Origin of the sequence: Spiroplasma sp. DGKH1 (assembly GCF_040940205.1) — a bacterium.
In the GTDB taxonomy this organism is placed as follows: domain Bacteria; phylum Bacillota_I; class Bacilli_A; order Mycoplasmatales; family Mycoplasmataceae; genus Spiroplasma.
Window position 1 is genome coordinate 84,957 of the sequence record NZ_JASTWG010000003.1, and the last position, 14,692, is coordinate 99,648.

Consider the following 14,692-nt stretch of genomic DNA (forward strand, 5'->3'; position numbering starts at 1 on the left):
AACTGCTTTTATTATAATTGAAAAAAATCAATTTTGCAATGAATATTTTCGAAAGGTTACATAAAACTAGTTAATGATGTTTTATATTCATAAAATAACTTATTGTTTTCCCCAAGTTTCTTTAAAAGCATTCGCAAAATTTCAGTTATTTTTTGCATCATAATTAACAGCTCATGTCATTAATCCACGGGCATTAACATGGTTATTAACTAAAAGGTCATAAGCTTTTTTAATATCAGCGTTAGTAGCATACCCACTACCAGCGGCACTTGGAGTTGCCGGAAGGCCCATTACTAATTTATCAGCAGGGATTTGGACAAAATTATTGATTCCCCCACCATTTGCAATATATTTAGTAATTAGGTATAAGAATTCCCCTTTATATTGAGTATTATCATTTGTTAGCCACCATGGTAAATATGGCATTGCATCATGGTCAGCAGCTTCAACACTAATACCATCGCCAAATTGGTTATAAAATTGGGGATTTACCCAGTCATAATAACCTTTTAAATCATTAATATAAGAAACATAACCCCCCGTTGCGCCTCTTAAATATGGAAATTCGGGTGCTAACGAAATATAAAATGATTTATTTTGAGTTGAATAATATTGTTTTAAATTAATTAATGATTGCACAATAACTTTTTCATTATCCCCAGCAGTAATTGAACCACCTTCTAAGTCAATGTCAATTCCATCAATGCCATATTCACTAACATATGTTTTGATTTGATTTTCAAAAGCTTGTTGTTGTGATAGTGCCATTTTAATATTAGCAGTTGCACCCCCTAATGAAAGCAATACTTTATGTCCTCAACTGTGTTGATATTCAATTTGTTGAATAAAATCACTTGCTTGGGGAGTGAAAGTAGGAATTGCCCCCGGAGTCATTGTTGTCATGAATGAAACATCAATTACATTATATGCTTGATCAACATTTTTCATACTAATTTGATCATTTCATTCATACCAATAACCAACTAATAATGGTTTATTTGCTAACGGATCAATTGAATGACTAGTAACTGTTCCTCACTGAAGAACTACATAATAAAGATGATAATAAAGTTAATAAAATTTTCATAATGTTTCCCTCCTTATGAAAGTATTTCTAATAATTTATTTGATGGTCATATTTATTAGCCTTAAACGTTTTTTAAACTTCTCAATTTTAATACAACCCTCATTAATAGGAAGTTTTTACCCTCCTAATTCACATTATATAACTATTTTTTATTATTTATCTAATTTTTTTATTTTTAATTAAAAAATTTTCTATTCTTATGAAGGCTATCTTAATAATAAAAATCTAATAATTTATAGTTAACCCGATAATTTTTAAAAAAAATTGAAAAAATAATTATTTATAGAGTTATAATGAAAATAGAAAGAAGGAAAAAATATGGGAAATTGTAATAATCAATGTACAGGATGCAATTGTAGTTGTAACTTATCAGGAGCCCAACACGCCAACGGAACCAAATGTAGTGAATGTACAAAATGCAAACCAAATGATGATCATAGTCGAAAATAAAGTAACCAAAAAAAGATTATATTAAATATAATCTTTTTTAATAAAATTATTTTTATAAATCATCTTTAAAATTTAAGTAAAAATATCAAGAGGTTAACGGAGTATAAAAGATTGAGTTATCAATAGTTTTATTACCAAACATTAGATCAAAACTTCAGTATCATTTTTTATTAATCCCAATGGTATGCGCATCGCGGGTAACTCATGAATGTTTACTTTTTGTTTCATCGCCAAGGGCAAACATTTCAATGTCGGGTAATTTCTTAATATCTTCCTGGGCTAAAAAATCATTATTAAGTTCAACTAAAGCCCCATCATATTTTTTGGCCTTAATTTTATTAAATAGTTCTTTTGGCAAGTGAATTGTTCAATGATCACTTGCTGATTCAATGCGATAGTGTTTCATAAAACTAGTAACAATCGTTGCAAAATTGAATAGTTTTTGTTTTAATCCTTCTTTGGAAATGGCAATAGTCACAGTTAATGGCTTACCACTATTAGTGACCACACTTGATAAGGGCATTCCGGCAATGTTAATTTTTGCTAAATTAACATTAAAACTAGCTAATTGTAATCGATCTTCGGTGATTTTAAAGATTTTTAACATGTCAGTATAAAATTTTAAAAAGTTTTCTGGGGTAATTTGTTCTGGTTGAAATCCCACTCCTGCTCAGCGATCAGAAGAATACTTAGGATCTGCAACCCCCATTCCATTTGTTGTTTGGTCAATCGCAGAAGATAATAATGTTAAAATAGATTGGCTATCATTTCAAGTTACTTGCTGCATAATTTCACTAAGATCTGGCTCATTATTTAAAAAACTAATTAATTCTGATTGCACAATATTATCTAAGACTAAATGGGATTTTGTATAATTAATATCAAATTTATCATATAACTTTTGATATTTTAGATTTTTATCAATAATAATATCATTATTGTTGAAGTACTTATAGATCGCTCCCGATATTTTAGCGATTGATTCCGTTTGAAATTGTTTAATTCTTTGCGGGTCATTTGTAACAATGAAATCAAAACCAAAATTATTCATTGCCGTTAATTCTTTATAGTTAATAGTATAACTAATATTAAGCTGGTAATTAACAGCCTGGAGACCATTAATATTAACACTTGGATTTAGTTTACTTAATTTAATTAAGTCAATATAACCAAGCATACTAGTATTTTTATCGAGATTTCAAGTTAACGGATAACTATTAACATAAACATTAGAATATTCTTGCGCTATTTTAATATTAATTTGGTTTAGATAAGTTTTAAAAATTGCATTAATACTGGCAATTCCCTCTTGAAATTTTGAATCATCCGCTTTAATTGCGACTGTTGGTTGCGCAGCACTGACACTATTAAAAAATTTTTTGAATACTTGCGAACCATATTCAGTAGCATCAATAAACTGGTTTGAACCTAAAAAATCTAAAAAATACTTAGTTGTCATATTCGCAATATCGTTTAAAACTTTAGCATCCTTGGTTGTGGTAGTATCTGGAGTAGCGTTATTTGATTTAGAACCAGTACAAGCAATTAGGGTCGTTGTTGCACCGGCTGTGAGACTAATTGTACCTAAAATTGTTAATAATTTTTTCATAGAGTTCTCTCCTTATTCTGCTTTTTTGCATTAACAATTTTTTCCCTTTTCAAAACCTTTGCTTCTCATTGTAGGATTAATTTTTCTTTTATGTTGTCGATTTATCAAGATATAAATATATTGTAATAAAAAAAAAAAAAAAACTGGCATTTAAGTTTTTTTAAAATTTAAGTTATTTTTTTATGAAAATTATTGATAAATTTAATCCTAAATGATTATTAAAATAAATTTACTAAAAAAAAGATTATATTAAATTAAAATATAATCTTTTTAAAGTTATTTATGTTGTTTTATTAAGATTGTTTTAAAAATTTTTATATTATATTAATTAAGTTATTTTTAGTTGCGATTAACATATAAATTAGGAAGATAAACAGCTGACCACGGTGAATATGAAATTGAGCCATCAAAAGTATGGTCCCCAAACATAAAACTAAAACTATAACCATGACCCCCATCTTTATATTTTAATTGGTTTTCATTAATAGTTGTTCAACTCCCAGGGCGACCAACAGTGTTAACAATGGTATCATCACCTAGGTAAAATAAACCAATATCGGGAAGGTTTTTAATGTTTTCTTTTTCTAAGAAATCATTAAATAAAAATGGTAGAGATTCAGTATAATTTGGGGCTGATTTTAACTCATCAAAAACTTTACTTGAGACATGCAAAATTTGATGATCTTTATAAGATTCAATCCGATATTCTTTATAAAAAGAAACAACAATTTGCGAATAATTCATTAGTTTTTGTTTTAATCCTTCTTTGGAAATTCCAATCACAACATTTAATGGTTTGCCATCTTTGCTAGCGACTCCCGATAACGGCATTCCAGCGACACTAATTTTTGATAAGTTAACATTAAAATTAGCTAGTTGTAAGTCACCCTCACTAATATTAAATACTTGTAATAAGTTAACTAAGAAATTATAAAAGACATCCGCGGTTACTTTATTAGGATCAAATGGCCCTTCCCCCGCTCAAACATAAGAACTATTTTGGGGCAGTTTTGGTACCGCACGACCACTTGTAACATCATTTAAGGCCCCACTTAATAACGTTAAAATTGATTTATCATCATTTCAAGTTACATGTTGCATTAAATCAGTTAAGTCAGGATCTTTATTTAAAAAGTCAATCAGTTCTGTTTGCACAATATTATCTAAGTTAATATGCGTACGCGAATAATTAATATCAAATTTATCATATAATTTTTGATATTTTGGGTTTTTATCAATAATGGTATCACCCTCACCAAAATATTTTACAATGTCCCCCGATAATTTGGCCATTGATTCAGTTTGAAATTGTTTAATTTTATCCGGACTATTTGTGACAATAAAACTAAAGGTAAAATTATTAATTGATGTTATTTCCTTATATTTAACCGTATAGTTAATATTAAGTTGGTAGTTAACAGCTTGTAAACCATCAATCTCAACTCCGGGATTTAAATTATGTAAATCTTCTAAATCAATAAAATTTAGGGTACTAATATTTTTTTCGAGATTTCATGTTAACGGATAACTGTTAACATAGACATTAGAGTATTCTTGGGCAATTTGAATATTAATTTGGTTTAAATAATTTTTAAAAATAGTATTAATATTATTAATCCCCTGGTTAAAATTACTATCAGTACTATCAATAATAGCAGTTGGTTCCTGTTCATTAACTTCATTGAAAAAGTTAGCAAAGACCTCTGAACCATATTGAGTAGTATCAACATATTGGTTAGAATTTAAAAAGTCTAAAAAATACTTATTAGTTTTATTAACAATATCATTTAAAACTTTGGCATCTAAGGAAGCTGATGATTCACCTTCATTCTTATTATCTTTGTGTGAAGAACAAGCAACAATGGTCGTGGCAGTGGTTGCTGTTAAACTTAAGGTACTTAAAATTGTTAATAGCTTTTTCATTTGTTCCTCTCCTTATTTTTTATATTTTAATAAATTGTCTTGTTATGTATGTTGTTTTAGTAAGATTGTTTTAAAAATTTTTATTATATTAATTAAGTTATTTTAATTTCGATTAATATATAAATTAGGAAGATAAGTATTTGACCATGGTGAGTATGAAATTGAGTTATCAAAAGTATGATCCCCAAACATAAAACTAAAACTATAACCATGACCCCCATCTTTATATTTTAATTGGTTTTCATTAATAGTTGTTCAACGACCAGGTCAACCAACAGTATTACTAATTGTAGCATCAGCTAGATAAAATAAACCAATATCAGGGAGGTTTTTAATGTTTTCCTTTTCTAAGAAATCATTAAATAAAAATGGTAAAGATTCAGTATAATTTGGGGCTGATTTTAATTCATCAAAAACTTTACTTGAGACATGCAAAATTTGATGATCTTTATAAGATTCAATCCGATATTCCTTATAGAAAGAAACAACAATTTGGGAATAATTCATTAGTTTTTGTTTTAATCCTTCTTTCGAAATTCCAATGATAACATTTAATGGTTTGCCATCTTTGCTAACCGCGCCGGATAAAGGCATTCCCGCTACACTAATTTTTGCTAAGTTAACATTAAAGTTAGCTAGTTGTAATTCATCATCGCTAATATTAAAGACTTGTAATAAATTAATTAAAAATTTATAAAATACCTCCGCGGTTACTTTATTAGGATCAAATGGCCCTTCCCCCGCTCAAACATAAGAACTATTTTGGGGTAATGAAGGGACAGCTTTTCCACTTGTAACATCATTTAAGGCCCCGCTTAATAAGGTTAAAATTGATTTATCATCATTTCAAGTCACATGTTGCATTAAATCAGTTAAGTCAGGATCTTTATTTAAAAAGTCAATTAATTCTGTTTGGACAATATTATCTAAACTAATGTGGGCACGCGAATAATTAATATCAAATTTATCATATAACCGTTGGTATTTTGGATTTTTATCAATAATAATATCACCCCCACTAAAATATTTCACAATATTCCCTGATAACTTCGCCATTGATTCAGTTTGAAATTGTTTAATTTTATCTGGATTATTTGTCACAATAAAACTAAAGGTAAACTTATTAAGCGAAGTTATTGCTTTATACTTAACTGTATAGTTAATATTAAGCTGGTAGTTAACAGCTTGTAAACCATCAATCCCGACTCCCGGATTTAATTTATCTAAATCTTCTAAATTAATAAAATTTAGCGTACTAATATTTTTGTCAAGATTTCAAGTTAACGGATAACTGTTAACATAGACATTGGAATATTCTTGAGCAATTTTAATATTAATTTGATCTAAATAGTTTTTAAAAATAGTATTAATATTATTAATCCCCTGATTAAAATTACTATCAGCAATATCAATAACCGCAGTTGGTTCTTGTTTATTAACTTTATTAAAGAAATTAGCAAACACCTCTGAACCATATTGGGTAGTATCAACATATTGGTTAGAATTTAAAAAGTCTAAAAAATATTTATTAGTTTTGTTAACAATATCATTTAAAACTTTGGCATCTAACGAAGCTGATGATTCAGCTTCAACATTTCTATCCTTATGATGCGAACAAGCTACAATGGTTGTTGCAGTTGTTGTTGCTAAACTTAAGGTGCTTAAAATTGTTAATAGCTTTTTCATGCTATCCTCTCCTTTGATAAGTTATTTTTGGTTATGAGTAATTTTTTGATTTAAAAAATTAAAGGTAAACTCTGCAGTTGAAATTTTTGTGACCGGAATTTTATATTTAAGTGCAAAATTAGTGATATAAAATAGTGATAAGGGTGAGGGAATGATAAAGAATAACCGATTAGTATTTTTATCATACCAATTAGCTGCTCTATTGATTGTTAGAAACCGCGAAATTAAATCCGGACGTTTACATTCAATAAAGTAAGTATTACTAAGGTTAAACTGTTTGAAATTACCAGTATAATATTGCTGGCCATTCATCACCATTGTAAATTCATCAATATAATCTTTAATTTCATTTAACAAGTGCGATGAAAAGAAGACTGTTTTCCCTCGTAATGTTAATGCTTTTAAATATTTAATAATTTTTTCCCGGTTTTCAACATCTAATCCTGCTTCTGGTTCATCTAAGATTAAGATTTCGGGATCATGGATAATTCCCTGAATTATCATCACCCGCTTTTTCATTCCCGATGAAAATGAATTAACATCTTTGTTGCGAGAATCTCAGATTCCTAAGGACTTCATCAAGTATTCCAACCGATAGTTTAAATATTTCCCGTGGATCCCGTTAGCTTTCCCAAAGTTTTTTAAAAAACTTCAGGCACTAATATTTTCCGGGAACGTAATATATTCGGGAACATAACCAATTTTTTGTTTAGCGGCAATTTTACCTGCCTTCTTACCTTCAATTGTAATTGAACCCTTGTATCCCTTTAAACCACCAATTAATGATTTAATTAAAACTGTTTTTCCACTTCCTGATGCTCCTAAAATAGTATGGAGTTTTCCTTTGGTAACAGTGAAATTAAAGGGCCCAATTGTATTTTTTTTAAATTTTCGAACAAAATTATCAACAATAATAACTGGTTGTTTTGATGAAACAATAACTGGTGCATTAGTTACCTTTGTGATATTTTGTTTTCTCATACTTCACCTCCCTTCCGTGTTATGTAATATTTTTACGTTGTAAAATTAACGCCGATAAAATAATTAACCCGGCTGCTAAGTAAAGATAAATATCGCGAATCAAGGTAATGTTTAAGTAAGGCTGATAATTAAGAGCAATTTTATTATCAGCTGTTAATTGCAAAGGAAAATCTTGGTAACTCATTAGTAAGTTTTTTTGGTTATCAAAATCAATATGACTATTTTCTAACGGTGCAAAGCCAGTTGGTAAATAAGAAAGCGAACTTGTTCAAATTTGGTTTCAATGCTCAATAATATTTACTTTTGAAATTAAACTATATTTTTCAGACAATGACTGATATTGTTTTAGATTATTAGTAATTTTTACTGGTTGGGTTTGAATTATTTTATAATCATAAACTTTTTGCAGGATATTTCTTTCAAGTTCTTGAGTCACAAATAAAACTGGGTTTTGAAAAAAATCTTTAAATTTTTGTTTAAATGTTTGATCATTAATAACATAGTAAGGTAACGAACCACCACTATCTTGTTGATAAAAAGTTTGAAAAATGTCTATTGGATCAATACCTTTATCATTGATTGTAGGTTCGGGATCCCCGCTCCCATAAACATTAAAATAAGTTTCGTTAGGTTCAAAAGTTACTAAGGAATTAAAATAAAATAATCTTAAATTATAATATGTATTTCAGTCAAAGTTTTTTGCATAATAATTAACTAATTGCTTGAGTTCTTGTTGATAAGGGTTATTATCATCAAACTCCTCAATCGTTTTAAAAGCAAACTTGTTGGTAACTGTAACATTAATATTGGTATCTTTGCCATTGGCAACATTGGCAGTAATAATACTACTAATTGACTGCCCATTAAAAGTTCCCTTTCAAGCTGAAACATCAGTTCCGGTTAGTTTATTTAATTGTTGTGATTTTGTTAAATCAAAAACTTGGTGATATAAATTATCTAACCGCTCAGTGCGAGAATTATTATCATCATTATTACCTAAGATTAAGTTAATTGTTGGCAAATCTTTTTGCATATAAAAATCATAAATGGCTTTTGAGATTTTTGGATATTTAACATTTTCCTGTTCAACATTTTTATTAAATAATAATGCATTTTTAATATTTTTGACTTGATAATCTTGGGTCACATTTTCAAAATTTAAACTAATGTTATTACCAATATTCATAATTAATGAATATGGCATTCCACCAATTAGAAACAAACTACAAAAGATAACATTAATAATTAATACCACTTGGGAATTTAAAAAAGTTGAAGTAAAAATTGTCCCACTAATCGTAAAGTAACTTAACATTAATGAATAAATTAATAATTTTAAAATTAAATTTTTATATAAACTAAAATAATTTTCATTATTGGTAATAACTTCACCAAGATAACCAATTAAAAATGCGATTAACATGTTAGAACCAAGGAAAAAAAATACCATTAGTCAGACTGACAATAACTTTAAAAGAAAAATACTAAAGCGAGAATATGGTTTTGATAAAATTAATAAGTATGTTCCATTCGCAAATTCTTGACTAAATATTTTTGTAACTACTAATAAAATAAATAAAATTAAAAAGATATTATTAAAAATTAACACCCCATACTGAAAATTAATTATTAAACTTTCAGCCGTTGCCGATGATAAAAAGAGCATTAAACCAATTCCAATAAATAGTGCGGAAGATAAACCCAATAAAACTCAAATAATAATTGAACTTTTAACGCGTGCAATGGCAAATTTAATAATTGAAAGACTCGAAGCTTTTCGCTTAAATTTTTTTGTTTGTCCAGCGAATACTTTTTCTTTTAGGCCCATAGTTTTATCCTTCTCACTTTTTGTTTAATATTTTACTTAATAATAAGACTTGTTTTTAGAATTGCTGTTCCAAAATAGTTTTCTGCTTGTCCCCCATCAATTTTAACCTCTATTACATGTGGTGCCCCATCATTAGGAATCGTTTGATCAAAGGTAATTATAATTTTGCCATCTTGTAAAGCACTATATAATGTTTTAGAAATATTGCTATAGACAAGTGGAGAATTTAATAACCCTTCTAAAACACTCTGGGGTGTTCCCGATTTAATTTCAACATTACCTAAACTACTAATGTCTTGGTTAAAAATACTAATATCAATTTTTTTTGCCCGTAACTTCATCGTAACAATTGCTGTACCAGTATAACGAGAAGTATTATTAGCATTTATTTCAATTGGAACATCATGGTACTTGCCATCATAAGATAAAATATATTTAGTTGTTAAAAATGAACTTGGATCATTAACGGCCAATTTAAGAGTGTTATTTAAAGTTGGAACTGATAACACTGCTGTTTTTAATTGCTGGCTAGAAGTATCATCAACAATATACTGATTAGTAGTATAGTCCCCACTAAATTGATTAATGTTAATAACAGTTTGCTGTTTTTGCCCAGAATGTTGACCAACTTGTCAAACCGTAATTACAACTCCAGCGGATAATAAAATTAACACCCCAAGAAATGTTCAAAATAAATATCATCAATTTTTAAATCGTTTATTTAAATAATTATTATATTGTATAAAGAATTTTCGCATCATATGGTTAGAATCATTTTTGGAATTTTCTTTAATATTTTTATTACTATTATCATTAACAATTGGTTCAGGAGTTAAATTCGGAGTTAATTCCGGAACTGGTTCTTCTACCGGTGATGGGGCTAATTTAAATTCGGAAGGTTCAGGACTTGGGATGTTATTTGTTTCATTATTAATGACATTTTCTAAAACAATATCTTTATAAACTCCTTGTTTAGCAAATAATGAACTTTTTACAAATAACCCAAAATGACGATTAGCGCACCGTAAATATAACACAATTTTAATATTGTATTCTTCTTTTATCTCTACTAAACTCTTATCCTTTATTTCTAAAAATATTAAGTTTTTTAAAAAATCAGGCCGGGTCTCGCGAATTAAGCTTAATTTATTTGTTAATTCTTGTGTACATGTTTGACACAAAAAGTTAAGACTGATATCTTTCATAGTTTTTGTCCTTCGGTTTAATAAATTAATAAATCCCTTTATATTTAAAAATTGTACACAAAAAAAAAAAAAAAAACAAGTTATTTTGAAATTTTTTTGGATATAACCACCTTTTGGTAAATAACTTGTTTATTCTAAGAAAATATCTAATTAACTACTAAAACTAATACTATCAATATTTAAATTATAAGAAACTCCTTCGTCACATGTCGTAGAATATTCATTAATTGTATATTGTCAGTAAAGATTATGATGCTGTGAAGAATCATAATAATTATTATAAATTCCAAAAGTAAATTCAATAAGTTGTTGTGCTGAAACAAAATAACCACCAACTTTTAAGTCAATAAATCAATTTGCGTGATTTGCTATTATAGTGGAAGTTGGAACAGTTACAACACTAAGATATTTCTTTTCTTTTCAAGCATAAAAGTCACCAGAAATATTAATTGTTGTTGTCGGATATTTTTTTTGCAAAACTATCCATACTATCTGCATAATCTAAATAGTCGACAAAATTTTCACTCTGTGAATAATATCAAGATGAAGAAGTTCCATTAAATGAATCCGACTTAATTATCCCAATCTTAATTGTAAAAGGATCATTGGCATTGTTTTTAACGGTTAATTTAATAATTGCTTTACCAAAATATGTTTTAGTGTTGGTTCCATCAATCGTAATTTGGGCAATAGTTGGTTGGTTATTAGGAAGAATTTTGGTTGTTGTTGCAACAATAATTCCTTTCGTGTTAACAGCAGTTTTAATGACCGGATTCATCTTGGTATCACTATTAATTGCCGTAATTAATTGTGCTTGACTAGTACCATTTATTGCGTAACTACCATCTTGGGAATAATCACCACTAAAATAACTTAAATCAATTGTTGTTGCTACTACTAATAAAGTTATTTTTGCTTGGCCTTTATAATGTTCAGTATTATTTGCATTAATTATAATATCAACTGGGTGTGGAGCATTATCATAAATTAGTTTTGAATTATTATGATTAACTCGTGTTTTTTGATACTCAGTGGCCAAAAAATCTTTCGCATAATAACTTCAATTATTAAAAATAATCCCGTCAAAATGATATGTTGGTGCAAAGGGTAATATTTTTGTTGACTTATCAATCATTTTTGTAAACGCATTAAAAAATTCTTTTGATTCATAATTAAAAATAATATTATCAACAGGAAAGTTTTTTAGAATGCTCGGTAAATTGGCATAATGATCAGTATCGAAATGACTAAAAAAGATTGCTTTAATATTTTTAATCCCGTCATTTTTTTAAAAAAAATAATTTTATATTTTTAACAATTTTAATGTTAAAAAAGGAAAAATCAAATAATTTTTAATTTAAACATCTTAAAAGTCAAAAAAATATTAAATTTTTAATTTGTTTAAAAAATAATTATATTTTTTTATGTTATACTAAAAGTGTAATTAATTTATTTTTTTGAGTACTTAAAGTACCTAACAAGTTTCATAATTGTTAGGTACTTTTTGTTTAAATTCAAACAATTATTTATTATGTGAAAAATGGAAAAGAGACGGAAGAAATTATGAAAATTGAAAATTCACCATTAAAAATTTGCAAAAAATGTCAAAATAAAATAATTAATTTTTTACAAACTGAATATCAAGACCCGGAACTAATTAAAAGTTTGGTAATTTATAATATCCAACCAACTAATGATGATAATGAACAAGTATCTTTAATTAGTCCCCAGTTTATTTTTAAATGTCAAAAACATTATTTTGGGTTGTTTTTTAAAAAAAATTTAAAAATAAATAGTTTCCAAGTTAATATGAAAACTAAAACGATTATCTTATCTACTAATTTAGTTATTAAGATTTTCAAACAAACTAATAAAAAATTGACAAATATTAATTTTAATTTAATTAAAACTACTCCGGAATGATTATCAACGTTCTCACAAAGTTTTGAGTTAACAACTATTAATCATAACCAATTTACTCTTAGCAAAAAAGAATTACATAATTACCAAGCAAATTTGTTTAATAAACATCAACATTATTTTAAAACCTTATTTCATAAAGCTAACCAGCGCTTTATTATAATTTTTATTTTAGTGTTAACTTTAAGTTTCGGATTAGGAATTGGTGGGTGGCAAATTTACAAGCACTTAAATTCTGTGCCTACGCATCTTGGCCACCGTATAAATATTAATAATGATGGGGGTGACTATTATAAAGCGCAAGGAATTATTCAAAATACTTCAAGTAACCAGCTAAGAAGTGCTGTTCAACATATTCCCAATTTAAATCCTAATTTACAAAGTGCTATTAATGATCAAATGACAATTTTATCAACTAGTGATTCTCTCCAATATGATGGGGGATATCACTTAATGAAAATTAATATTAATGCCAATAACTCAGAAATTTTTAAAGGGTCAACAATAATTACGATGAATATTAAAGCCAATAAATTTGACATTTCGATGTTAGATGGTGATTTTACCCATGATAATACTTTACATATTGCCAATATTGATAGTGTTAGTCTGTTAAATGCATTAAAATTATTACCAAATTTGAATCCTAATTTAGCCAGTGCGTTGCGAGAAACTGGAATTCAAGTTAATAATATTAATGGAAAAGTCATTAATGATGGTCAACCACATTTGATTACTTTTACATTAGATGCTAATAACACTAGTGATTTTACTGGACAACTTAATTGTCAACTTAAATTGACTTCTGATAAATTTGATATTTCTAATTTAAAAAATGATTACACATCTTCACCCCCGGTTAAAATTACTGATACTAGTTTCAATAGTTTAGTTTATTTAATAACTTCAGTATCTAATATGGCTTCCCAGTTAATTGCTGTTGTGCAAGATCCCCATGTTATTTTAACAACTACTTCACCATTACCAAATGATGGGGAAAGCCATTTGTTAAAAGTAACAATTAATGCTAATAATACCTTAGCATATACTGGGCAATTAACAGTTACCTTAAAAGCAATTGCCGGTAAAATGGATATTAATAGTTTAAGTCAAGATTTAACGGCCAAACCGCCAGTGGTTGAACAAAATACTAATCCCACAAGTCTACGGGATGCTTTGCAAAAAGTACAAGGGATTAACCAAACCACTTTAAATGTTTTAAAAGAAAGTAACTTATTAATTTCCACTCATTCTAATTTACCAGATGATGGATTACCACATGAAATTGATATTAACTTAAATGCCTATAAAACTTTAGATTATACCGGAACGGCGACAATTAAGTTAATGACCAAAACAAGTAAAACTGATATTACAAATGATGGGGGAAATTATACTAGTTATGGAAATATTATTAGTAATAGTGTTGATTCACCAGCGTTAATAAAAGCACTAAAACAAATTAAACAAACTAATCCGGTGATTCTAAGTGCTATTAATGATCCGAAGGTAATTGTTAGCACAACTTCAAAATTACCCCAAGATGATTTAACCCATGATATTGTTATTACGGTGGATGCTAGTCAAGCTGTTGATTATAGCGGCGTAGCTACTATTTTAGTTGCTATGGTTTATCCAAAAACAGATATTACCAATTGAAACCAAGATTTAACAAGTTCACCTTCAATTGTGGAACCTGACTTAAATTCAAATGAATTACTAGATGCTTTAACAAAAGTGGTGGGATTAAACCCAGCTTTAAAAAATATTTTGACCTTATCAGGAGTTACCATAACTACTAATTTATCTAATATTATTAATTTTAAGATTGGTAAAACTAGTTTTTTATTCACAGGTGGTGCGGAGCAGGCCTTGGGGAAAGCCATTAAAAAAGCAAAACCAGATCTATTTAAGCCAATTGATTTTTTATGGTTCGGAAAACAGTCCCTGAAGAAAATTTATGGGGGCAGCTAGTCATCAGTTTCCAACCGGGGAAGTTATAA

11 protein-coding genes are annotated in these 14,692 nt (G+C 28.0%); 2 read left to right on the forward strand and 9 right to left on the reverse strand.

Annotated elements, in window-relative coordinates; genetic code table 4:
* Positions 1 to 99 precede the first annotated feature (99 nt).
* Complete coding sequence (locus tag QPK10_RS03090; RefSeq protein WP_368486564.1) at positions 100 to 948, reverse strand: glycosyl hydrolase family 18 protein; 849 nt, start codon at positions 946 to 948, stop codon at positions 100 to 102.
* A gap of 457 nt (positions 949 to 1,405) precedes the next feature.
* Here QPK10_RS03090 and QPK10_RS03095 point away from each other — a divergent pair, with 457 nt between their 5' ends.
* Positions 1,406 to 1,537, forward strand: a complete 132-nt coding sequence (locus QPK10_RS03095; RefSeq protein WP_368486565.1) for a hypothetical protein — start codon at positions 1,406 to 1,408, stop codon at positions 1,535 to 1,537.
* Between the two features lie 52 nt (positions 1,538 to 1,589).
* Here the strand turns inward: QPK10_RS03095 and QPK10_RS03100 are convergent, their stop codons facing one another.
* From QPK10_RS03100 to QPK10_RS03135, 8 genes are all read right to left on the reverse strand, one after another.
* Positions 1,590 to 3,146 (reverse strand): lipoprotein, encoded by a 1,557-nt coding sequence (locus QPK10_RS03100; protein ID WP_368486566.1) that lies wholly within the window; start codon positions 3,144 to 3,146, stop codon positions 1,590 to 1,592.
* A 339-nt stretch (positions 3,147 to 3,485) separates the two neighbouring features.
* Positions 3,486 to 5,069 carry a lipoprotein gene (locus QPK10_RS03105; protein ID WP_368486567.1) on the reverse strand — a complete coding sequence of 528 codons (1,584 nt, stop codon included), beginning with the start codon at positions 5,067 to 5,069 and terminating at the stop codon, positions 3,486 to 3,488.
* 102 nt (positions 5,070 to 5,171) lie between these two features.
* Positions 5,172 to 6,755, reverse strand: coding sequence for a lipoprotein (locus QPK10_RS03110; RefSeq protein ID WP_368486568.1), 1,584 nt, complete (start codon positions 6,753 to 6,755; stop codon positions 5,172 to 5,174).
* A gap of 21 nt (positions 6,756 to 6,776) precedes the next feature.
* A complete protein-coding gene (locus QPK10_RS03115) occupies positions 6,777 to 7,736 on the reverse strand; it encodes an ABC transporter ATP-binding protein (protein ID WP_368486569.1) in 960 nt (319 codons plus the stop codon).
* A 19-nt stretch (positions 7,737 to 7,755) separates the two neighbouring features.
* A complete protein-coding gene (locus tag QPK10_RS03120; RefSeq protein ID WP_368486570.1) occupies positions 7,756 to 9,564 on the reverse strand; it encodes an ABC transporter permease in 1,809 nt (602 codons plus the stop codon).
* A 32-nt stretch (positions 9,565 to 9,596) separates the two neighbouring features.
* Positions 9,597 to 10,769: a hypothetical protein gene (locus tag QPK10_RS03125; RefSeq protein WP_368486571.1), complete on the reverse strand. Its 1,173-nt coding sequence runs from the start codon at positions 10,767 to 10,769 to the stop codon at positions 9,597 to 9,599.
* A 150-nt stretch (positions 10,770 to 10,919) separates the two neighbouring features.
* Positions 10,920 to 11,246: a hypothetical protein gene (locus QPK10_RS03130; RefSeq protein ID WP_368486572.1), complete on the reverse strand. Its 327-nt coding sequence runs from the start codon at positions 11,244 to 11,246 to the stop codon at positions 10,920 to 10,922.
* On the reverse strand, positions 11,215 to 12,045 hold the full coding sequence (locus tag QPK10_RS03135) for a hypothetical protein (protein WP_368486666.1): 831 nt from the start codon (positions 12,043 to 12,045) through the stop codon (positions 11,215 to 11,217). The genes QPK10_RS03130 and QPK10_RS03135 overlap by 32 nt, the downstream gene beginning before the upstream one ends.
* 287 nt (positions 12,046 to 12,332) lie before the next feature.
* On the opposite strand from QPK10_RS03135, the gene QPK10_RS03140 reads away from it, so the two are divergent.
* Positions 12,333 to 14,663 carry a hypothetical protein gene (locus tag QPK10_RS03140; protein ID WP_368486573.1) on the forward strand — a complete coding sequence of 777 codons (2,331 nt, stop codon included), beginning with the start codon at positions 12,333 to 12,335 and terminating at the stop codon, positions 14,661 to 14,663.
* The last annotated feature ends 29 nt before the right edge of the window (positions 14,664 to 14,692 follow it).